The 21,974-nt window shown below is 57.0% G+C and carries 19 protein-coding genes; 12 read left to right on the plus strand and 7 right to left on the minus strand.

The genetic code is table 11. From position 1 onward, the window contains the following. Positions 1–31 precede the first annotated feature (31 nt). The 3 genes from AC1DCP_RS20425 (at position 32) to AC1DCP_RS20435 (ending at position 3,447) form a co-directional block, all read left to right on the plus strand. Positions 32–337 carry a putative quinol monooxygenase gene (locus AC1DCP_RS20425; RefSeq protein WP_026331023.1) on the plus strand — a complete coding sequence of 102 codons (306 nt, stop codon included), beginning with the start codon at positions 32–34 and terminating at the stop codon, positions 335–337. 299 nt (positions 338–636) lie between these two features. Continuing rightward, a complete protein-coding gene (locus AC1DCP_RS20430) occupies positions 637–1,623 on the plus strand; it encodes a GlxA family transcriptional regulator (RefSeq protein WP_112401708.1) in 987 nt (328 codons plus the stop codon). A gap of 66 nt (positions 1,624–1,689) precedes the next feature. Beyond that, entirely contained in the window at positions 1,690–3,447 is a 1,758-nt protein-coding gene (locus AC1DCP_RS20435) for a putative bifunctional diguanylate cyclase/phosphodiesterase (RefSeq protein WP_476774588.1), read from the plus strand. Positions 3,448–3,508: 61 nt separating this feature from the next. Here AC1DCP_RS20435 and AC1DCP_RS20440 read toward each other — a convergent pair whose 3' ends face one another. Then, a complete protein-coding gene (locus AC1DCP_RS20440; RefSeq protein ID WP_003518333.1) occupies positions 3,509–3,712 on the minus strand; it encodes a cold-shock protein in 204 nt (67 codons plus the stop codon). 503 nt (positions 3,713–4,215) lie between these two features. On the opposite strand from AC1DCP_RS20440, the gene AC1DCP_RS20445 reads away from it, so the two are divergent. The 6 genes from AC1DCP_RS20445 to AC1DCP_RS20470 all read left to right on the plus strand — a co-directional run bounded on the left by AC1DCP_RS20445 (position 4,216) and on the right by AC1DCP_RS20470 (position 10,043). Then, positions 4,216–5,328: an ABC transporter ATP-binding protein gene (locus AC1DCP_RS20445; RefSeq protein ID WP_019566835.1), complete on the plus strand. Its 1,113-nt coding sequence runs from the start codon at positions 4,216–4,218 to the stop codon at positions 5,326–5,328. Further along, positions 5,325–5,975, plus strand: a complete 651-nt coding sequence (locus tag AC1DCP_RS20450; RefSeq protein ID WP_019566836.1) for an ABC transporter permease — start codon at positions 5,325–5,327, stop codon at positions 5,973–5,975. Before AC1DCP_RS20445 ends, AC1DCP_RS20450 begins: the two co-directional genes overlap by 4 nt. Beyond that, positions 5,972–6,649: an ABC transporter permease gene (locus AC1DCP_RS20455; protein WP_003518330.1), complete on the plus strand. Its 678-nt coding sequence runs from the start codon at positions 5,972–5,974 to the stop codon at positions 6,647–6,649. Before AC1DCP_RS20450 ends, AC1DCP_RS20455 begins: the two co-directional genes overlap by 4 nt. A gap of 61 nt (positions 6,650–6,710) precedes the next feature. After that, positions 6,711–7,625 carry an ABC transporter substrate-binding protein gene (locus AC1DCP_RS20460; protein ID WP_003518329.1) on the plus strand — a complete coding sequence of 305 codons (915 nt, stop codon included), beginning with the start codon at positions 6,711–6,713 and terminating at the stop codon, positions 7,623–7,625. Between the two features lie 104 nt (positions 7,626–7,729). Further along, a complete protein-coding gene (hutC, locus tag AC1DCP_RS20465) occupies positions 7,730–8,473 on the plus strand; it encodes a histidine utilization repressor (protein WP_076845313.1) in 744 nt (247 codons plus the stop codon). Positions 8,474–8,552: 79 nt separating this feature from the next. After that, positions 8,553–10,043 carry an HAL/PAL/TAL family ammonia-lyase gene (locus tag AC1DCP_RS20470; RefSeq protein ID WP_065663407.1) on the plus strand — a complete coding sequence of 497 codons (1,491 nt, stop codon included), beginning with the start codon at positions 8,553–8,555 and terminating at the stop codon, positions 10,041–10,043. 23 nt (positions 10,044–10,066) lie between these two features. Here AC1DCP_RS20470 and AC1DCP_RS20475 read toward each other — a convergent pair whose 3' ends face one another. After that, positions 10,067–10,813: a PhnD/SsuA/transferrin family substrate-binding protein gene (locus AC1DCP_RS20475; protein ID WP_065663408.1), complete on the minus strand. Its 747-nt coding sequence runs from the start codon at positions 10,811–10,813 to the stop codon at positions 10,067–10,069. A gap of 20 nt (positions 10,814–10,833) precedes the next feature. Next, positions 10,834–11,877: a fatty acid desaturase gene (locus AC1DCP_RS20480; protein WP_065663409.1), complete on the minus strand. Its 1,044-nt coding sequence runs from the start codon at positions 11,875–11,877 to the stop codon at positions 10,834–10,836. 135 nt (positions 11,878–12,012) lie between these two features. Here AC1DCP_RS20480 and AC1DCP_RS20485 point away from each other — a divergent pair, with 135 nt between their 5' ends. Continuing rightward, complete coding sequence (locus AC1DCP_RS20485) at positions 12,013–12,849, plus strand: helix-turn-helix domain-containing protein (protein ID WP_065663410.1); 837 nt, start codon at positions 12,013–12,015, stop codon at positions 12,847–12,849. 172 nt (positions 12,850–13,021) lie between these two features. On the opposite strand, the gene AC1DCP_RS20490 is transcribed toward AC1DCP_RS20485, so the two are convergent. From AC1DCP_RS20490 to AC1DCP_RS20505, 4 genes are read right to left on the minus strand one after another with little or no spacing between them, the layout of a single operon-like run. Continuing rightward, positions 13,022–14,632, minus strand: coding sequence for an ABC transporter ATP-binding protein (locus AC1DCP_RS20490; protein ID WP_065663411.1), 1,611 nt, complete (start codon positions 14,630–14,632; stop codon positions 13,022–13,024). A gap of 1 nt (position 14,633) precedes the next feature. Continuing rightward, positions 14,634–15,764, minus strand: a complete 1,131-nt coding sequence (locus AC1DCP_RS20495) for an ABC transporter permease (RefSeq protein ID WP_112401713.1) — start codon at positions 15,762–15,764, stop codon at positions 14,634–14,636. Next, complete coding sequence (gene oppB, locus AC1DCP_RS20500; protein WP_003518321.1) at positions 15,757–16,680, minus strand: oligopeptide ABC transporter permease OppB; 924 nt, start codon at positions 16,678–16,680, stop codon at positions 15,757–15,759. Before oppB ends, AC1DCP_RS20495 begins: the two co-directional genes overlap by 8 nt. A 53-nt stretch (positions 16,681–16,733) precedes the next feature. After that, positions 16,734–18,329: a peptide ABC transporter substrate-binding protein gene (locus AC1DCP_RS20505; protein ID WP_003518320.1), complete on the minus strand. Its 1,596-nt coding sequence runs from the start codon at positions 18,327–18,329 to the stop codon at positions 16,734–16,736. A gap of 597 nt (positions 18,330–18,926) precedes the next feature. Here AC1DCP_RS20505 and AC1DCP_RS20510 point away from each other — a divergent pair. Both AC1DCP_RS20510 and AC1DCP_RS20515 read left to right on the plus strand, forming a co-directional pair. Continuing rightward, complete coding sequence (locus AC1DCP_RS20510) at positions 18,927–20,870, plus strand: methyl-accepting chemotaxis protein (protein WP_476774589.1); 1,944 nt, start codon at positions 18,927–18,929, stop codon at positions 20,868–20,870. 307 nt (positions 20,871–21,177) lie between these two features. Further along, complete coding sequence (locus AC1DCP_RS20515; protein ID WP_111800147.1) at positions 21,178–21,858, plus strand: DUF2161 domain-containing phosphodiesterase; 681 nt, start codon at positions 21,178–21,180, stop codon at positions 21,856–21,858. Positions 21,859–21,974: the final 116 nt, after the last annotated feature.

Genomic DNA, 21,974 nt, shown 5'->3' on the forward strand with positions numbered 1-21,974 from the left:
GCGGCACAATGATGTGCCCATGGAGGTGGTCATGACCAAATTCGCGCTTTACGTTCCGCTCGAGGCAATGCCCGGCAAGGAACAGGAGGTCGCCGAGTTTCTGCGATCAGCCTTACCGCTGGTCAATGCAGAGCCCGGCACGATTTCCTGGTATGCGATACAGGGAGGCCCAAGTTCGTTTGCAATCTTCGATACGTTCGACGATGAGGACGGTAGGGATGCGCACCTAAATGGCCAAGTCGCTGCAGCCTTGATGGCGAAGGCAGAGGCAGGGGACCTGTTCGCCAAGCCGCCGCAGATACACATGCTGTCTATCCTCGCCGAAAAGCGTTCATAGCCCAGACTATTCGACCCTCACAATGTCGAACAGATGGGCTCAGATCGGCAACAAAATGAGATAATATCTCGTTCACCAATGGCGGGCGGCTGGGGTTGCGGTAGCAATCATAAAAACATCCGTTAGTGGTCGGCAGTTCGAACAAAGTCAGCGCGTGCAGAGTTCTTCCGCCGCTTCGAGCTAATACCTTTGACTTTGACGGACCTTCAGCATTGTGCAACCGTCGCCACATAGACCGGCGTCGGCGCTTAGATCCTCGTCGAGAGCTTTGAGTCCTTTGTGCAGGGAAAGATACTCTCATGCGGATCGTGATCTTCGTTCCAAAGGACGTGCATTCTCTGGAGCTTGCAGGGCTAATGGACGTGTTTGCCGAAGCAAATGCCCGTGTTGAAAAGTTGTTCTACGAAGTTGCTGTCTTGGCAGGGCACGAGGGCACGATTCGCTGTGCATCGGGGCTAAAAATCCTGACCGACTGCGCTTACGACGCGTACCTTGGTAGCCCGGATACATTGCTTGTAGCCGGCAGCGTCGGAGTTCCGCAAAGTCCGGGCGGGCGTGTTGTCGACTGGATTGTTAAAATCGCGGCTCAGGCGCGGCGCTATGGCTCCGTCTGCACAGGGGCATTCGTGCTTGGCGAGGCAGGTCTACTGAAAGACCGGCGTGTTACGACGCACTGGCAGTTCGCGTCACTGTTGGCCGAGCGCTTCCCCGAGACGCGGGTGGAAAGCGACCGGGTTTTTGTCCGTGATGGCGCGATGATCACGTCGGCCGGTTCCAGCGCGGCTATAGATCTCGGCCTTTCCCTCGTCGAGGAGGACTTGGGCCGGGAGATTGCGCTCTACGTTGCTCGCCGACTCGTCGTGTTTCTGAAGCGACCAGGCGATCAGTCGCAGTTCAGCGTGCATCTGGCGGCACAGGCTATCGACCGCAGCCGTCTACACAACGTCCAGCAATATGTTCTGAACCATCCGGCGGCGGACCTCTCTGTCAGCGCCTTGGCGAAGATCGCGGCCATGAGTGTGCGGAACTTTACGCGTGTTTTTTCGCAGGAGGTCGGTATATCGCCATCAGACTATGTCGACCGGACCCGTATCGACGTTGCGCGCTTCCTTTTGGAAGGGAGCCGCCTGCCAATCGCATTGGTGGCAGCGAGAAGTGGTTTTGGATCGACACGCGCGATGCGCCGTGCCTTTGTTTCGCACGCTGGAGTGACGCCGTCCGACTACCGTGATCGCTTTCGGACGTCTGGCGATGGCGCGAGAATCAGTTTGTCCGAAAACGGCTGACGCTTGTCCTGGAACCGCCTCGGCTGCGGGTTGCCCCGTCTGTGTTCGCCGTCCATGGTTCTTGTCATGGAAGAATTCGAAAAACGCATGCAGTCGCACCTCATGCAGCCCGCGCCGGTCATGTCGGACAATGCGCTTCTCAGCTCCGACGCTATCAGGCCAATTCTTGCGACGCTGGTCGAAGAACTAACCGATGGGATCGCGATCGCACAGCGTTTGGGCGCCAATTCGCCTTTGCTCTATGTCAATAAGGCCTTCGAGCATCTGACTGGCTACGCTCGGAACGAGGTCGTCGGGAAAGATTGCCGCTATTTGCAGGGCAACGAGCGCGACCAACAAGAGGTCGTCCACATTCGCGCTGCGATCGAGGCGGCGGAGCCTCTGGACTCAACGCTGCGTAACTATCGAAAGGACGGGTCGGCGTTCTGGAACAGTCTCAGTCTCCGGCCTGCCTGGGTGGGCGAAGAACTATTTTACGTCGGCATACTGCGCGACGTCTCGGCGATTCGCCAGGCGCACACCGCGCTGGATCGTGTCGCGAACCTCGACGCGACCACGGGTTGCCTGAACCGTCAAGCATTTATCCTGGCTACCGAGGAACGTTTCGCAACCAATGCCAAAGCGACGCCCTTGGTCGTGAAGCTGGATGTGATCGGTTTTCACGATTTCAACACGGGATACGGTTTCGAAGTCGGGGATGCCCTGCTTTATGAAACCGGGCGGCGGCTGCGGGACGTGGGAGCTGCCCAGGTGGGACGCATGGGCGCCAATGAGTTCGCTTTGGCTTTTGAGCTCGCGGATGGATCAAGTGCGGATACTATCGTGGCAGCGGTATCCGCTTCGCTTGCCGCTGACTTCGTCGTGCCAGGTGCGAGTGTCTCACTGCGTTTCGCCATCGGCTATGCGGTGGGGCAGCCTCGGGCGAGACCCATTTCGCTGATCCGCAATGCCGGCATCGCCCTGTGGGCCGCCAAGTCCGCCCCTCTGGGTGGTCCGCGACGGTTTCGAGACTCGGATCACGAACAGGCAAGCCGACGCGTGCGAATGACTCGCGAATTGAAGGTCGCGGTCGCGAATGACGAATTTGTGTATCACTTCCAACCCCAGGTAGACCTTGCAACCGGCGAGTGGGTGGGTGCGGAAGCTCTGATACGCTGGAATCATCCTCTGTTTGGCAGCCAGCTCCCCGGAAGTTTCGTCGAGACTGCCGAGCGATCAGGTCTGCTGCTTGATCTGACCGAACGAAGTCTGACGACCGTCGCGGCTTATGCACGGCGCATTAACGCGCATCGCGACAAGGCTTTGCGCTTTGCGGTGAATGTATCCGCCGGGGAGTTCCTGCAGCATCACATGGCCGAAATGCTGGATCGGGTCCTGTGCCTGACCAAGGCCGACCCGGCATGGTTGACGCTTGAGATCACCGAAAGCATGTTCCTCAGCGATACACCCGGCGTGATGGACGCATTTCAGCGGCTGCGACAGAGCGGCGTCGGCCTTTCCGTCGATGACTTCGGCACAGGCTATTCGAACCTGCGCTCGCTCGAAACCTTTCCGGTTACCGAGATCAAGATAGACCGCACCTTTATCAGCGAACTCGCAACGAGGCCGTCCAGAAGGGTGATCGTCCAGGCCGTTATCGATCTTGGACGCGCCCTTGGGTTAACTGTGGTTGCAGAAGGCGTGGAGACCGAGGCCCAGCGCAAAATGCTTCGCGAAATGGGCTGTCCGGTCGGCCAAGGCTACCTTTTCGGCCGCCCCATCGACGCCGAAGTTTTTGCAGCCGGCTTGGCACGGATTGGGAGCGACGGGATGGAAACAGCCTAAGGTCAGCGGGAGTAAGGACCGATTTGGCCCCGCGAGTAATCGCGGAGCCAAGAGACGCTGATCAGATGAGGCTGACGTTCTCGGCCTTGGACTTTCCAGTCTTGCGGTCCTGTCCAACATCGTAGCTGACCTTCTGGCCATCCTGAAGAGAACCACCAAACCCTACGGCGGAGATGTGGACGAAGACGTCCGGGCCGCCGTTGTCCGGTGTGATGAAGCCGAAGCCCTTGTCCTGTGCGAAAAATTTGACGGTACCTGTTGCCATGTTATCCTCGTTAATTGAATACGACGCGGTAATACTATTGTTCGATGGCGGTGGCCACAAGGCTTTATGGCCTTCTCGAGACAAGTCGCCGTGGATGAGTGGTTTTCAAAAACGCCTGTTTTGCGGTCTCAGTCACGATCAGCGCGCGATCTTTTGAATTTCAGCACGAATTAATTCGTATTTCCATTCTGCTCCCGCGCACAAAAATCGAAGCAACGAGTTGCTTATGAACAAATTTGTCGCGTTGAGCGGGCCTGATCTTGATCGGAAAAGCAGCGCAGTTTGAAGGCGTAGAGAGTTGCGGCCGCTGAGACCGCTTGCTCTATGTGCATACAGCGTCTCTATAGCGGTCAAAATGCTTAAAGTTTAGTCATTTTTAGGGTTGCGGATATTTTCATCGATCTATCTTGCGGATACGCTATTTGCGTGCTTGTATAKACAACCTAGGCAGTCATCACAGTTGCCGAGCCTGAAGGCGCAGACAGAGCGCAGGAGAGATTTGCATGATCGTCTTCGACAACGTCACCAAGCAATATGCGGGCGCGGCTACTGCCGTAAACGGTTTGTCCCTGACGGCGCCAAACGGCAAGCTGACCGTGTTCGTCGGCCCTTCGGGTTGCGGCAAAACCACATCCTTGCGGATGATCAACAGGTTGATCGTACAATCGTCCGGGTCGATCCTTCTTGACGGCGAACCGACAGATGGCATGGACGTGGCACTGCTGCGCCGTCGTATCGGTTATGTCATCCAGCATGCCGGGCTTTTCCCCCATCGCACCGTTGTTCAGAACATTGCGACCACTGCGCGGCTAAACGGAGCGCCGAAGGAAAAAGCACTGCGCACGGCGCATGAGTTGCTTGAGCGTGTAGGGCTGACCGCCGCCTTTGCCGATCGTTATCCGTGGCAGCTTTCGGGTGGCCAGCAGCAACGCGTCGGCGTTGCACGTGCACTCGCTTCAGATCCCAAATTCATGCTGATGGACGAACCCTTCAGTGCTGTCGATCCCGTCGTTCGCACACAGTTGCAGGACGAATTTCTTCGCTTGCAGCGTGAGATTGGCAAGACCATCATCATGGTGACCCATGATATTGACGAAGCGTTGAAGCTTGGCGATCAGGTTGCTGTTTTGCGTGCCGGCGGAACGCTTGCGCAGATCGCCACTCCAGAGGAATTGCTGGCGCGCCCGGCAGATGCCTTCGTGGCGGACTTTATCGGCCGGGACAGAGGGTATCGCTTCCTGAGTTTTGCAGAATTTGACGGAGCAGTCCCTCTCGGTGCGGAGCCGACAGCCTTGCTCGGCGCAACACCGGACAGCCTTCGTGGCGTTGCAACGGATCGCTGGGTTCTGGTGACTGACGCCGAACATCGTCCCATTGGATGGGCCGATGCGCAGGGTCTCAGGCAGCCACTGCGCGAGGGAGATCTCAATCTCAGCGGTACGCTGGCGCCGGAAGGTAGCAGTTTGCGCCATGTGCTCGATGCAGCGTTGAGTTCGCCCTCCGGCCGCGGGGTCATCGTAGGGTCAACGGGCCAGCTTGTCGGCACCGTCACACTCTCTGATGTCGCCAAAGCCATCGAAGCCGCGCGGGTCGGTCGCTTCGGAGGTCAACCATGAGGTTTGATTGGCTCTACCGGGAATCCGGGCGGATTTTCGAGCTTTTTATCTGGCATCTCGGCCTTTCGGTCATCCCGGTGGTGATCGGCCTGCTTCTTGCCCTGCCGCTCGGTTGGATTGCGCAGCGGGCCGGTTTATTCCGGTCGACCCTGCTGGGGGTTGCCGGACTTCTTTACACAATTCCGTCGCTTGCGCTGTTCGTACTGCTGCCGCTGGTGCTCGGCACCCGTATACTCGATCCGCTAAACGTCGTCGTCGCGCTGACGATCTACGCGTTGGCGCTTCTGGTGCGAACAGTGAACGATGGTTTGGAATCGGTTTCGCCAGACGTCCTCCAGGCGGCGAATGCCATGGGCTACAGACAGGTTGCGCGTCTGGTGATGGTGGAGCTACCTCTCGCGGTCCCTGTGATTGCCGCCGGATTGCGTGTGGCCGTGGTTTCCAATGTCAGCATCGTTTCCGTAGCGGCACTGGTCGGAACGCCGCAACTTGGTCTGCTCTTCACGCAGGGGCTTCAACTGCGGTTCCTGACGCCGATCATAGCAGGCATCGTACTCTGCGTGCTGCTCGCAGCTTTGCTGGACGGGCTTGTTCTGTTCATTTCACGCCGCCTGACGCCGTGGCAGCCTGGGAGTGCGGCGCGATGATCGAATGGTTTAGCGATCCAGCTCACTGGACAGGGAGTGATGGTGTCATCGTTCTTGTCGGTCAGCATCTGGCTTATAGCTTTGCGGCCCTTTTTCTCGCCTGTCTGATTGGCTTGCCGGTTGGGCTTTATGTGGGACACACGGGACGCGGTGTCGTCTTCATCGCGGGTCTTGCAAATGCGCTGCGCTCCCTTCCAAGCCTCGGCCTGATCGCACTTCTTGTGATTGTTTTTGGCCCCGTTTTCGCATCCGATATGGCTTTTATCGTACCCAGCCTTATCGTGCTCGTGCTTCTGGCCGTGCCGCCGATCATGACTGGCAGTTACGCCGGTATCGCGGCGGTGGATCCCGCTGCGGTGGACGCTGCAAGAGGCATGGGGAAACGTCCGCTCGATATTCTGTTCGATGTGGAACTGCCATGCGCTCTGCCATTGATCTTTTCCGGTCTGCGCAGCGCCACGCTTCAGATCATCTCGACCGCAACCATCGCCGCTTATGTTTCTCTTGGTGGTCTCGGTCGCCTGATTATCGATGGGCGGGCGCAGAACGATTATTATCAGATGGCCGCAGGTGCCGTTCTCGTCGGTGCGTTGGCCCTGACCGTGGATCTGATCATCGGCGTCATATCGAGGGTCACCGTATCACCAGGGCTGACGCGTCGAGCGAAGCGTTAGAGGTTCTAAAATAACCGGGTTTTCTATTCCACGACTGTTTCAACATAAAGGAGAAGCTCGCATGGCATTCAGGATCATCACTGCCGCCAGCGCATTTGCGCTCATGGCACTTTCCGCTGCTTCGGCATTGGCGCAAAGCAATCCGCTGGCCGCGCCAGCCACTCCGCGAACCGATACGACGACAATCATCGTCGGTTCCGCCGACTTCCCCGAAAGCCAGCTTCTGGCGACGATCTACGCCAAGGCCCTTGCCGCCAAGGGTGTTGCCGTCGAAACGAAGTTGAGCATCGGTAGCCGCGAAGTCTATATCCCTGCGTTGCTCGACGGATCAATCGATCTGTTGCCGGAGTATGCTGGTGCGACGCTGAGCTATCTCGACAAGAACGCGACGGCCCATTCGCCAAGCGATGTGGCCGCAGCGCTCAAGGCGGCTCTGCCGAAAGGCGTCTCGATGCTGACACCCTCCGCAGCACAGGATTCCGATAGCGTGGCTGTGACGCGCGCGACCGCTGACAAATACAAGCTGAAGACGATTGCCGATCTCGCACCCGTAGCCTCGCAGCTCGTACTTGGAGGTCCACCGGAATGGAAAACGCGCAAGGAAGGCATTATCGGTCTGAAGGAACTTTATGGCCTCGAGTTCCAGTCGTTCAAATCGCTTGACGTCGGTGGCCCGCTGACCCTTTCGGCACTCATCAACGGTCAGGTCCATGCTGCAAACCTGTTCTCGACCGATCCGGCCATCGCTGCAAACGATCTCATCGTGCTTGAAGACGTCAAGAACCTCTTTCCCGCCCAGAACATCGTACCAGTTATTGCCACACCGAAAGTTAGCGACGTTGTGACAAGCACTCTCGATGCTGTTTCTGCCGCCCTGACGACGAAAGATCTCGTCGTTATGAACGGTCGTCTGGCCAATCACGACAGTTTCGATGTCGTGGCTGGCGACTGGCTGGCCGAACACAAATTGAACTGAATCCATCGGCAAAGGGCGTGGCATTGCCCCGCCCTTTGCCGACAACCCTGCGTATTGGTGACGTCATAGCTATGGATCACGACAGAAAGATTTTCCGGGAAGTGATGCCGCCGATATCTGAGGACGCTCGTGACGCGCAGGGCACCGAAGACCAGAGTTCACCGCTCTATGTAAAGCTGAAAGACTATGTCCGCAGTCGCGTCGAGGCGGGTGAGTGGAAGATCGGTCAACGTGTTCCCTCGGAAAACGAACTGGTCGATATTCTCGGTGTCAGCCGTATGACGGCCAACCGCGCTTTGCGTGAGCTGGCCGACGAAGGGCTTGTGGTGCGTGTACGCGGCAAAGGTTCGTTCGTTGCGTCCAAAAAGCGTACATCGCAGTTCCAGAGCGTACCCAACATTGCCGAAGAAATAACACGAAACGGCGGTGTTCACAGCGCGCGGGTCATACTTCTTCAAATCGAAACCTGCGATCCAGATCTTGCCGAAGCTCTCGCTGTTCCGGCTGGCAGCCTTGCTGCGCACTCGATCATTGTGCATGCGGAAGACGGCGTGCCGATGCAAATCGAGGATCGTTTCGTCAATTCGGACTGCGCGCCCGATTACATCAAACAGGATTTCAACCTCGTAACACCCAACGGTTATCTCACGCGAGTGGCACCGATCGTGAAGGCCGAGCAGCATATCGAGGCGGTCAGCGCACAGCCCTGGGAGTGCAAGCTGCTGGCGATTTCCAAGACGGAACCATGCCTGCTCGTGCGTCGTCGCACATGGTCGACAAAGGGGATCGTGTCTTCCGTCCGCCTCCTTTATCCCGGCAGCCGCTATCGTCTTTACAGCAGTAATTGAGACACGGGCCAACGCCGGCAGTATTCAAGATGGAAAATTCCCGCTCCTCGCAGCCGTTTCTGCATCATAGGAAAACGTCATGACTGTTCTACTGGATGATGGATTGAGTTGGCGCGATGTGGCCCATATCGGCAAGGGCGAGGCACTGCGTGTGTCAGACGCGGCCTATCTGCGGATTGACCGGGCGAGCCAGATCGTTGACAGCATCGTCGAAAGCGGTGTGCGTGCCTATGGCATCAATACCGGGGTCGGTGCACTGTCGGACACTGTGGTGGATCGCACCGCGCAGGGTCGGCTGTCGCGCTCCATTATTCTCAGCCATGCCTGCGGTGTCGGCCGGTTGTTGGATCCTCGCGAAGTTCGGGCAATCATGGCGGCGCAGATCGCCAATTTCGCCCATGGGCACTCCGGTGTCCGACGCGAGATCGTCTCGCATCTGTCGACGTTTCTGGAACAGGATTGTATTCCCGACGTGCCGTCCCGCGGATCGGCGGGCTATCTGGTGCACAACGCGCATGTTGCGCTTGTTCTGATCGGAGAGGGCCAGGCCCGGCTCGGCGGGCGCGTTATGAGTGGACGAGATGCCCTGGCGGCAATGGGACTTCAACCCATCGTGCTGGGTGCCAAGGAAGGGCTGAGCCTCGTCAATGGTACAGCCTGTGCGACCGGTCTTTCCTGCATGGCACTCGCGCGAGCCAATCACCTGCTAGATTGGGCCGATGCCATAGCGGCGCTGACGCTTGAAGCAGCAGGCTGCCAGATCGACGCTTTTGACAAGACGGTTCTCGCGCTGCGTCCCTCGAAGGGAATCGCGGCCGTCGGGGCCGCTCTGCGATCCCGGCTTGAAGGCAGTGGGCTGGTTGCCGCCGCTCATGGCCGGCGGACACAGGACGCGCTAAGCCTGCGTGCCGTGCCGCATGCGCATGGTGCTGCACGCGACATCTTCGATGCCTGCGCCTCCATCGTTGACCGAGAGCTCGCCTCCGTCACCGACAATCCCGCGATCCTTGGCACGCCCGAGCAGCCCATCGTCTCGTCGGAGGCCCATGCCGTTGCCCCGGCATTGGGGCAGGCGGCAGACAGTCTCGCCATCGCCATTGCACAGATTGCGTCCATGAGCGAGCGCCGTATCGACAGGCTGGTCAATCCTCTGGTGAGTGGTCTGCCGCCATTTCTGGCGACCGATGCCGGAAGCCATTCAGGTTTCATGATCGCGCAATATACGGCCGCAGCCCTTGTCGGCGATAGCAGACGTCTTTCCGCGCCTGCCTCCACAGATGGAGGGCTGACATCGGGATTACAGGAGGATTTCCTCTCTCATCCCACGGCTGCCGCCAACAAGCTGCTCGCGGTTCTCGACAATGCCGAATATATTCTGGCCATCGAATGGATGGCCGGGGTGCAGGCCCATGATTCCCTAGAAAGTGTTGCCGGGCGGGCAGCCGGAACAAATGTGGTCTACAATCTGCTTCGCGAGCACCTCCAGCCCTATTCGGATGACCGGCCTCTGTCTGCGGACATGGAAAAGGCAAGGCTGCTCCTGCGTGATCTCTCGCCACCGGATATGTGATTGAAGGCCGTGAGGCTCGTGCCTTACATGGTGAAAGGCAGGTCGATACCCTTGGCGCGGATGAAGGGCAGGCCTTTGCGCCGTGCAGTCCAGCCGATAACGTGAAGGCTCCGGGCGGCCGGTTCATGCTGTTGCGCAAGCATCCAGGATTTGCAGTCGATCGCGGCAATGTCCGCCCGGCCCTCGGCCACTGCGATGACGGAAGCGCGGTGCGCACCGGTTTCGAGACAATTTTCAAACAGATCGAGGCCCGCGCCTTCTGCTTCCAGATCGCGTTTCAAGCTGAGATAGCCGGATAATGACTTGTGCTCGTTGAATGCCAGTATTTTCCCGCTAAGAAATCCTTTCGGCAAAGCGGCCTCACCGGTTTTCGAAGGTTCTGCACCCTCTCCACCGTCGGCTATGCGGGCAATGATGGCGCTGGAATAGAACTCGCCTGCACCACCCTTGATGCCATTATAATCGCTCTGTCCAATCACCTGCACATGATCCTGCAGGCCAAACTCCATTGGCCCCCAGCAGGTGCCGGAGATCAGCAGAGCCGGATGCCGCCAGAGCACCGCAAGATCCAATGCATCGGGATCGAGCGTGGCAGGGTCTGCGGCAATGATGGCGCCGTCCTTTCCACGAATACCTCCCGGAACCGCCGGCATATCGCCGTTGCGTCTGGTGAGGCCTTTGGGAGCGTCGATACCCTCTGCTAAAAAACGGGTGCGCATATCGGCCCACAGCTTGTCCGTCTCATTGCGCAGTTCGGGCCAGTCATACATTGGCAGTGCCGCGATCCATGTCACGACGGAATTTCCAGTCTCACGTCTTGTTCCTGCATCGCATGGTCAGAAAAAATCAGAGCGGCAGGCACGACGGGTGACGCGATTAAAACTTGCTCGTCCCGTCTCAAGACAGGATGCGCTACCGGTTCCTTGGCCTTGAAGGCGAAAGCGCGGAACACCTCGAAATAATTGCTGAACACATATCCGTCATTCATCTTCTGCCACTCCGCCCGCCTCTCGCTGTAGAGGGAGGGCAATTTATACCAGGCGGCTGTCGGCATTTTGTGATGCACGAAATGCAGGTTGTTATAGAGAAACAGTGGAGCCAGGATGGAGTTTTCAACAATGATCGTTCTCCCATCCGGCTGTTCGGACCATTGATGTTCGCAATAGGAGCGAATGGCAATGATGGATATGCCCAGATAGGCCGCCACACTGACATAGAGCCAGATTGGAACGCCGAAAATCAGGGATATGACCAGCAGTGTCGGAACAAGTCCGGCCAGATGCAGGGTCCAGGCATATATCACCCGCCGATCACCCTGCGCGATCTTGCGCCATTCGGATATCGTGAAACCAATAACCATCAGCGGAGGGCCGATGACCAGACGCCCGATGAACGTATTGTTCCATCCCAGCAGGACCTTGAGGAACGACGGCATCTTTTGCCAGTCGCCCATAGCCCGGTAATAGCTTTCCGGATCGTCGAATGGGTCGGTCAGACGCTCGTCTGCATGGTGTTGCAGATGCGTGCGCTTGTAACTGCGATAGGGGTAGAAAATCCCGAGCGGCAGAAAGACCAAAGCTTCGTTCAGTCGTGCATTGCGCGTAGGGTGCCCATGCAGAACCTCGTGCTGGAGCGAGGAGTGCAGGGCAACTGCAATGCCCATGAGCACCAGAGAAACGATTGGAAACAACGGATACAGAAAATATCCTGCGAAAATCCAGAGACCGTAACAGACCGCCAACAGCGAGACTGTTGGCCATTCAATTCGGTCACGCGTTCTTCTGCGGCGCACGCCAGTCAGCCGCGCCGTCTTCTTTGCCAATATGTCTGTCATTTCATACTCTTGATGCCCCTGTCACCGTAGGGTCGCATCAGTCTCAGCCAGCCACAACGGGTTTATGGTGACCAACTGTTGATTTTGATAACAGTTTAAGCATTATGGTGATAATTATAAACAAACGGGTGAATTATGGACAAACGTGCGCTCGCAGAATTGTTTCGTGCCCGCCTGATCCAGCTGGTGAACAGGTCAGAAGACAGCCAGGCGTCTTTTGCCGCCGCCATTGGCATTGATCGATCAGCACTTTCGCAATTGCTTTCCGGTGATTCGGCGCGGCTTCCGCGTGTGGAGACGCTGCTGAATATCGCCGAGCGACATTCCGTCTCGCTCGACTGGCTACTCGGTCTTTCCCATGATCAGGGGTTGATGGGGGAATTGCGGCCAAGTTTCGAGATCGAGGAGGGCGGTGCTGATTATACGGATACGCTGTTGATGAAGTGGCATGCGGAAGCTGCAGGCACCAAAATCCGTTATGTTCCGGCACGCATTCCCGATCTGCTTCGCACACCCGAGATCATCGCTTTCGAGGCCATGGGCGCGCATCAGAGTGTGATGGCGCAGGCCAGCGAAACGGCGTTTCGACTCGATTATAATCGCCAGCCTGGTACCGATATGGAAGTTTGCATGCCGCTCGAAACGCTGGAAGCTTTTGCGCAGGGGCGCGGTATGTGGAGCGGTTTGGACCGCGAGACACGTGCCGAACAACTCAAACATATGTCGGGACTTATCAGCGAGCTATACCCATCATTCCGGCTGTTTCTGTTCAATGAAAAAGAACGCTTTTCCGTGCCCTATACGATCTTCGGTTCGCAACGGGCAGCACTTTTCGTCGGCGCCATGTATCTTGTACTCAACAACGCTGAAGCCATCCGTAAGATGCAACGTCACTTCGACGAGCTGATACGTTTTACCCGCATTCATGCCCATGAAACCGCGGATTTTGTGATGAATTTGGACGTCGCTTAGTCCTGTGACGGGTACCAGCTTTCGCACATCATCGAACCGGTTTGCTACGTGGCGATATGGTCGGGATTGAAGAGGAGAGTAAGGCCGCCATGGCCGCGAAATAACGACCTCCTCCACAAACCGGATCTTTTGTAACGGCGCCAGAAAAAGCCCGGCAGTGCCGGGCTGTAATCTATGATGTTACTTCGGCCGAAAACGCGGATTTGATCAGTGTTTTGGTATATTCAGCCGCCGGCCGCTCGAATATCGCGTCCGTTTCTCCCTCTTCGACAATCTTCCCGTTTCTCATCACGATGACATAATCCGAAATGGCCTTTATGACTGAGAGGTCGTGGCTGATGAAGATGTAGGAAAGGTTGTGCGTTTTCTGCAAATTACGCAAGAGATCGATAACTTGGCCCTGAATGGATCGGTCCAGCGCCGATGTAGGTTCATCGAGAATGACGACATCTGGTTTGAGGATGATCGCGCGGGCAATTGCGATACGCTGACGTTGCCCGCCTGAAAACTCGTGCGGGTAGCGGTTGCGGGCGGCGGGATCGAGGCCGACTTCTTTCAGCGCTTCTATTGCTCGCTCGTCGCGCTGCGCGCGGCTGAGCTGTGGGTCGTGCACAAACAGACCCTCAGTGATGATCTCTCCAACAGTCTGCCTTGGCGAAAGAGATCCATACGGATCCTGGAACACGAGCTGCAGCTGCCGCCGCAATGGCCTCATTGCCGTTCGGCCAAGTCCGGTGATTTCCGTCTTGCCGAAGAAAATGCGGCCTTCTGCAGTGACAAGGCGCAGAAGCGCGCGACCGAGCGTGGACTTGCCTGATCCGGATTCACCGACTATGCCGATGGTCTGCCCTTGATGAAGGCTGACATTAACGCTGTCCACGGCCCTGAAAGCCCGTGACTTCGACAGGAAGCCGCCCGGGATCACATAATCGATCGTGACGTTCTGGCCAGAGAGAACGACCGGCGCTTCTTTGCCGACCGGCGGCTTGTGGCCGCGGGGTTCGGCATCGAGAAGCATCCTCGTATAGTCCGCCTGCGGGCGCTCGAAGATCTCTTCCGTCGGACCGGTTTCAACGATCTCGCCTCGGCGCATAACCGCAACACGATCGGCAAAATGTCTGACGACACCGAGATCGTGCGTTATCAGCACCACTGCCATGCCGAAGCGCTGCTGCAACGACTTCAGAAGATCGAGAATCTGCGCCTGGATTGTCACGTCGAGCGCGGTGGTTGGCTCATCCGCGATCAGAATATCCGGCTCGTTTGCCAGCGCCATGGCGATCATGACGCGTTGGCGCTGGCCGCCTGAAAGCTCATGCGGGTAGCTGTCGATGCGCCGCTCCGGGTCCGGAATACCGACAAGTTTCAGAAGTTCGAGAACGCGTGCCCTCGCTTCCTTCTTGCTGCCGCCCCGGTGATGCACGATTGGCTCGGCGATCTGCGCGCCGATCCTGTAAAGCGGATCGAGCGAAGTCATCGGCTCCTGGAAAATCATGGTGATTTTCGCCCCACGGATTTTGTTCAGCTCGTTGACCGGCAAGCCTACCAACTCGCGTCCACGATATTGCGCCGAGCCTTGAATGACGCCGTTGGAAGCCAAGAGGCCCATGATGCCCATCATGGTCTGGCTTTTGCCGGAGCCGGATTCCCCGACGACAGCGAGCGTTTCACCCTGCTTTACGTGGAGATCGACACCTTTGACGGCGTTGACGGTGCCGTCTGGCGTGGCAAAATCGACCTTGAGATTGCGGACGGTGAGAATGTTTTCAGATGTCGTATTCATGTCAACGATCCTTGGGATCGAGTGCATCACGCAATCCGTCGCCTACGAAGTTCAGCGAAAAAAGCGTCAGCACGAAGAAGATTGCCGGGAATATCAGCAGCCACGGGGCCGACTGAATATTGTTGGCGCCTTCGGAAATGAGCGCACCCCAGCTCGTGAGTGGTGCCTGAACGCCAAGCCCCAGGAAGGAGAGAAAGCTTTCAAGAAGTATGACCTTCGGGACAACGACCGTCACGAACACGACCACGGGACCGATGGTGTTGGGGATGATGTGACGGCGGATGATCTGCCAGTCACTCAAACCCAAGGCCTGAGCTGCCGCCACAAATTCCCGCCGTTTCAAGGCAAGCGTCTGGCCACGCACGATACGCGCCATATCCAGCCACTCCACTGCGCCAATGACAAGGAAGATCAGGATGAAGCTACGCCCGAAGAAAACCACGAGAACCACGACCAGGAAGACGAAGGGCAGCGAATAGAGGATCTCGACGAAACGCATCATTACATTGTCGACGCGCCCGCCGATGTAACCCGCCGTAGCGCCGTAAAGCACGCCGATGCCGAGCGAAACGAGGCTGGCGAGAACGCCGACTGCAATGGAGATCTGGCCGCCCAGCATTACGCGAGCCAGCATGTCGCGACCGTTTGAATCTGTACCGAAGAAGAAGTATTCGCGATTGACATCGCCTTCCAACTTCAGCGTTCGACCATCATCTTCCGTAGCAACGACTTTCGTGTTTTCGAATTCGTTGGCGCGGTCGAAATAACGTGTCGTGCGCGGGTCAATCGGGCTGCTGGAGGTAACCGTTGCCGTGAAGGTCTGCCCTCCGACGGCAAACTCCTTCAGTTCGACGCGCGCACGGCCTGCCACACCTTCCATGACGCTCTGGAGGTTGTTCACGTCCGGGCGCGGCTCGAGGCTTGGCGCGACGGAGACGTAGGACGAAAACACCTGATCATAGGTGTGTGAAAGGAAATGCGGGCCGATAAATGAGAAAAGTGTGATCAGCACAAGCATGATGGAGCCAGCCATGGCGGCCTTGTTTCGTCTGAAACGCAGGGCTGCAAGCTGGAACAGGCTTCGGCTTTTCACCGATGGCTGAGGGGCGATATTGCCGGAGATATCAGTCATGTCTGACCCTCGGATCGAGCAGGCCGTAGAGAATATCGACCACGAGATTGAACAGGATGACGAAAATGGCGATGAGAACGACCGTTCCCATGACCAGCGTGTAGTCACGATTGATGGCGCCAAGAACGAAGTAGCGGCCGACACCGGGAATGGTGAAGATCGTCTCGATGACCGCCGAGCCCGTCAGCAGCGCTGCAGCGCAAGGCGCAAGATATGAAACGACCGGCAGCATCGCCGCGCGCATGGCGTGAATCACCACGACGCTGCGAGCCGGGAGGCCATAGGCCCTGGCGGTGCGGATATGGTCCATGCGCAGAGCCTCGATCATTGCACCGCGCGTCAGACGCGCGATGACCGCAAGCTGCGGCAAGGCGAGCGCGATCATCGGAAGAATGAGATAGCGTAGCGACCCATCACCCCAGCTACCTGCGGGCAGAAGCCCCAGCAAGACGGCGAAGATAAGCGTGAGGACAGGTGCGACGACGAAGTTCGGCACGGTGATACCGATGGTCGAGATGGACATGATGGAGAAATCGAAGGTGCTATTCTGCCTGAGTGCGGCAAAGGTGCCGGCAAGAATGCCGCCGACCAACGCCAGCAAAAGAGCATAGCAACCGAGCTCCAGCGAATAGGGCAGGCCTTTGCCGATCAACTGGGCGACGGTGTTGTCCTTGTAGATGTAGCTCGGACCGAAATCGCCGGTGGCGGCGTTGCCGAGATAGATGAGATACTGGCGCCACAATGGCTCATCCAGATGATAGGTTCTCATCAGGTTTTCCATGGTTTGCGGGGGCAGGGGCCGCTCGAGGTTGAACGGACCGCCCGGTGCGAAACGCATCAGGAAAAACGAAATCGTGACGACGATGAACAATGTCGGCACGGCGCTCGCCAAACGGCGCAGGATAAATGAAATCATGATTTTCAGGCTCCGACATGGCACGGTGGTTTCGGCCACCGTGCCAGCACTGCTTATTCGGAAACGCTCAGGAAGCGGCTGAGGTGTTCGTTAGCAGCATTGTCTTCCCAACCCTTCACGCGGTTGGAAACCAGCCACAGGTCCGCCTGTGTGAGAAGCGGAGCAACCGGCTGTTCCTTCATGAGGATGGTTTCTGCCTCGTGCAACAGTTTGGAGCGCGCAGCAGGATCCTTTTCGTCATAGGACTTCTGCATCAGCGCATCATATTCGGCATTATTGAACTTCGAGTAGTTGAAGGTCTTGTTGGAGGATACCGAAAGGGCGAGGAAGTTTTCCGCATCCGCATAGTCGGCAACCCAGCCTGCACGCGCAACGTTGTACTTGCCGCCTTCCTGCAGGTAGCCGTAATGCGAGGCGACGTCGAGGTTCACCAGTGACACTTTGGCGCCAAAGGTATTTTTCCACATGTCCGCAATAGCGGTGGCAACGCGCTCATGGTTCGGGTTGGTGTTGTAGCGAATTTCGACGGAAAGCGGCTTGCCGCCCTCGCCGTAACCGGCTTCCTTCATGAGTTTAACGGCTTCGTCTTCACGATCGAGTTGCGACAGCGTCGCAAACTCTGCTTTCGCAGGCTCACCGTAGGAGTCCATGCCCGGAGGAACCATGGAGTAGGCGGGAACCTGTGAACCGCTGTAGATTTCCTTGGCGAGAAAATCGCGGTCGACTGCCATGGACAGGGCTTGACGGACGCGGACATCATTATACGGCGCTTCACGCGTGTCGAAGGTATAGTAATAGGTCGCAAGCGTCGGCGAAACGTGAACCTGTTCGCCATAGGCCTTGCGCAGACGGTCGATCTGGTCCGCGGAAAAGTTGTAGGCGAGGTCCATTTCCTTGGCTTCGAAACGACGAACGGATGCGGCCTGGTCGTCGATCGGGTAGAAGATGACCTTGTCGATCTTGGTGTTCGATGCGTCCCAGAAGTTGGTGTTCTTGACCACCGTCAAGCTGTCATTGGGAACATGCGCTTCAAGCTTGTAAGCACCGTTCGAGACCATGACGCCCGGCTTTACGAAGTTGGTTCCGTTCTTGTCAAAGCTTGCCTTCGAGATCGGCAGAGCTGTCTGGTGGGCAAGGAGTTCAAGGAAGAACGGTGTTGAGCGCTCGAGTGTGATCTCAAGGGTCTTGTCATCCACGGCCTTGACGCCAAGCTGGTCAACCGAAGTTTCGCCCTTGTTTATCTTCTCCGCGTTCTTGATCGGATAAAGAATATTCGCATATTTTGCTGCGGTCTTCGGGTCTTCGACGCGCTGATAGGAGAAAACAAAATCTCCAGCCGTTACCGGAGTGCCATCCGACCACTTCGCATCTGCACGCAGTTTGAACGTGTAGACGGTACCATCCTCAGACAGCGTCCAGCTTTCCGCCGTACCGGGAACGATCTTGCCGGCAGCATCGTAAATGGTGAGACCTTCATAAAGGTCTTTGAGGATAAAGGCTTCGATATTGATCGAGGTCTGTGCCTGATCGAGCGTCTGAGGCTCCCCGGAATTGCCGCGGTGAAGAACTGTTTCTGCAAGTGCGGAACTTGCGCCAATCAGAAGCGATCCTACCAACAGCGTGGCGCGAGTTGTTGTTTTTATCGACATAATTTCCCTCCCGTGAAGAGTGTGAGTCTACAAACAAGGCCAAATTGCTCCGAAGGGCAACCACAATAAATTGTGAGTTTATGCATACACCGTGACTGCTGATCGAACAGAATAAGGGCAAAGCCATGGCCCGCACGCTGGACATTGCCTCGCGTGACGCGACCTCCGGGACGGTTAAATCGATGGGGGAAGCCGTCGGCCCCATCGATATCCTCGTGAAAATACCGATGCCGCCAGCATCAAGCAGGTGCTGAAACGGCGAGGATATCTTCTCTTTCGAGTCCGGCTCGCGAAAGCGCACAGGCCGTCAAAAATCAACGCCCGAGTAAGTTTACGGCATCACACATGTCATCGTTTGCATATGCCGGGTAACACTTCATTTAGTAATTTTGTGAAATCTAAAATACGCAGGTTCCAAAGTTTCATCGGCGGGGCTGGTAGAACGAGTGGATCCAACGCGCCCAGCCTTTGGCGGCCCGGAGCGGATATCCGCTTGTCGCCCTATGAGGAGGGGCACAGCTACCCGCGATGTTCCATTGTTTGTTTCTCTGGCTTCCTGCGCGGACAGCTGGAGGAGCGCTTGCCCTGAGGCTATTCATGTCTTTCCTGAAGAATACCAAAATAAAAACAAAGGTCTTATTCGTCATATCAGTGATGAGTTTGATGTCGCTTTCCGGAATCAGCTACGTCAGCTTGCAGTATAAAAATACCGACAATGTTTACAGCGATTTCATCGCCAATGAGGCGCTTGCTGCGGTGCTGAACGCCCGAACCAGCGGCAATCTCAATGCACTCGGCATGCAGATGCTTCGCGCCAGCCTCAATGACTCGACCAGCAGTGATTTCGAGGCCGCTGTCAAAACATTCAAGGCCGACCGGAAGCAACTGGAAGAACGGCAGAATAAAATCATGCAGCTGGTGCCGGCCCGGACGGATGCCGCTCGTGATATCCTCAAGGGCGTTGCCGAGGTTGAGGAAATCGGCAATCAGGTCATCGCTCTCATGCAGGCGGAAAAAAGTGCTGAAGCTCAGCAGATGGCGCTTAACGTCCTTCGAAAAATAACTGAAGTCTCACCGAAAATCAGTGCGGGCAACGAGCAACTGATCCAGGTGATGAACGATGGGAGAGAGCGCCTCACGGCCAGCACCAACACGACAATCTGGACAGCTCTGGTCAGCATAGCACTTGTTTCCCTGGCATTGATCGCGCTCGGACTGCTTATTTCCTCGCGTGGCATTACCACTCCGATTGCGCGGCTTCGCGAGCGGATGGGGTCGTTGGCGGCAGGCGATACAGCCAGCGAAATCGAAGGTATGGACCGCAAGGATGAAGTCGGCCAGATGGCCGCTGCTGTTCAGGCATTTCGCGAGAACGCCATCGAGCGCCTCCGGCTTGAGAATGAAACGGAAAACCATCGGTCGTCTTCAGAGCAGGACCRGATAGAGCGCGAGAAACAGAAGGCGAAAGAAGCTGCCGACGTGCAATTCGCCGTCGACAACCTTGCTGCTGCCCTTTCGAAGATCGCTCAGGGCGACGTTACTTACCGGATCGCTCAGCCGTTCGTGTCCAGCCTTGACGGTATTCGCGGCGACTTCAACAGGGCAGCGGAACAGCTGCAATCGACTCTGAACCAGGTGGCGCAGAACGCGCGCGGCATCGACTCCGGCGCGAACGAGATCAGGGCCGCAGCCGACGATCTGGCCAAGCGTACGGAACAGCAGGCAGCGGCCGTCGAGGAGACAGCTGCTGCACTGGAAGAGATCACCACGACGGTGAAAGACTCGACCAAACGGGCGCAAGAAGCGGGCCACTTTGTCAGTCGTGCAAAAGTTGGCGCGGAACAGTCGGGAGAAGTGGTGCAGAAAGCTGTCACGGCTATGGAGCAAATTGCTGCATCCGCTGATGAGATTTCCAACATTATCGGCGTGATCGACGAGATTGCTTTCCAGACCAACCTTCTGGCGCTGAATGCAGGCGTGGAAGCTGCCCGTGCCGGTGAGGCGGGCAAGGGATTTGCGGTTGTTGCCCAAGAGGTTCGCGAACTGGCACAGCGTTCCGCAGGTGCCGCCAAGGAGATCAAGAATCTCATTACGACATCGAACAGTCAGGTTCAGCAGGGTGTGCAACTGGTTGGCGAAACGGGCAAGGCACTCGAACTCATCGTCACGGAAGTACAGGAAATCAACCGTCACGTGATGGCGATCGCGGAATCGGCACAGGAGCAATCTTCTGGTCTCCAGCAGATCAATACGGCTGTGAACCAGATGGACCAGGACACTCAGAAGAACGCTGCCATGGTGGAAGAAAGCACGGCGGCAAGCCACGGGCTTGCACGCGAGGCTTCGTCGCTCAACCAACTGCTCGCTCGGTTCAAGTTGTCAGAAGGTGGTTATAGCGACATCTCCGCACCGGTTCGCGCAGCCTCGTCCGCCGACAGGCCTGCTGTTTCTCCTGCGCGTGCACTCGGCGGAAAGATTAAAGCTGCGTTCTCCGGCAATGCTGCCCTGAGCACATCGCCGGACAACTGGGAAGAGTTTTGATAAATGCGCGTCTTTCACGCCTGACGTCTGATGAGAGACTGAAAGCATTGTTTTAAACACTTGCACCGGCGATTGGACTCTGATCGCCGGTGTCTTGCCGATCGCACATCGAATCCGTGACGATTTTTGATCATATCTCCCCAAAAGCGTCCGCTTTCGTGGAGAAGTGCCAGTTGATCATTCCAGTACTATTGGCGATTGCCCGCATCACCGACAACTTGCAACCGCATTGGTGGTTATAGCGGTTGTTCTGCGAAGGCGGATCGATATATCTAGGGCCTGGTTCGTCAATTTAATCTGCGGGTACATGGAAACTTCGCTTTATCTGCCCGTCAAAAGTTTCCTCGAGGAAGCGGGCTACACTGTCAAAGGCGAGGTTGGCAGTTGCGACCTCGTGGGCTTGAGCGATAACGATCCGCCTGTTGTCGTCATCTGCGAGCTGAAACTGAGCTTCAATCTGGAGCTTATTTTGCAGGCGGTTGATCGCGCGGCTATGGCAGACGAGGTCTGGATTGCGGCACGGGTCTCAGCCAAGGGCAAGGGCCGCGAGGCTGACAAACGTTACCGCGACCTCTGCCGCAGGCTCGGGATCGGCATGCTCGGCATTTCCGATGTTGGCGACGTCAGCGTCATCGTCAGTTCCATATCACCGATGCCGCGAACCAATCCGAAACGACGTTCGCGATTGATACGCGAACACAAGAGGCGACGCGGAGATCCGGCGGTGGGTGGAAGCACTCGCGCACCAATCATGACCGCGTACCGCCAACAGGCACTCGACTGCGCTTTGGCGTTGGCATCAGGGCCGCTGCGCGTGCGTCAGGTCAGATCCGGCATACCGGATGCCGGGAAGATCTTGCTTGCAAACGTCTATGGTTGGTTTGAACGTCTGGATAGAGGCGTCTATGGCTTGACCCCTGCCGGACAGGAGGCGCTGCAGCGATGGCCGCAACAAGAAACGCCGGCAACGATCGTCGTACCCAGCTGATTTCTATTCAGCAATAGAGCTTATTTGCCGCAGATTATGTAAAAACATGACCGCACACCTTGGAGTTGATTTCATTTCCTCTTGATTTACCTTGTGTATTTCCGATGATGTAATAC

It is taken from the genome of Agrobacterium sp. 10T429, assembly GCF_056393925.1.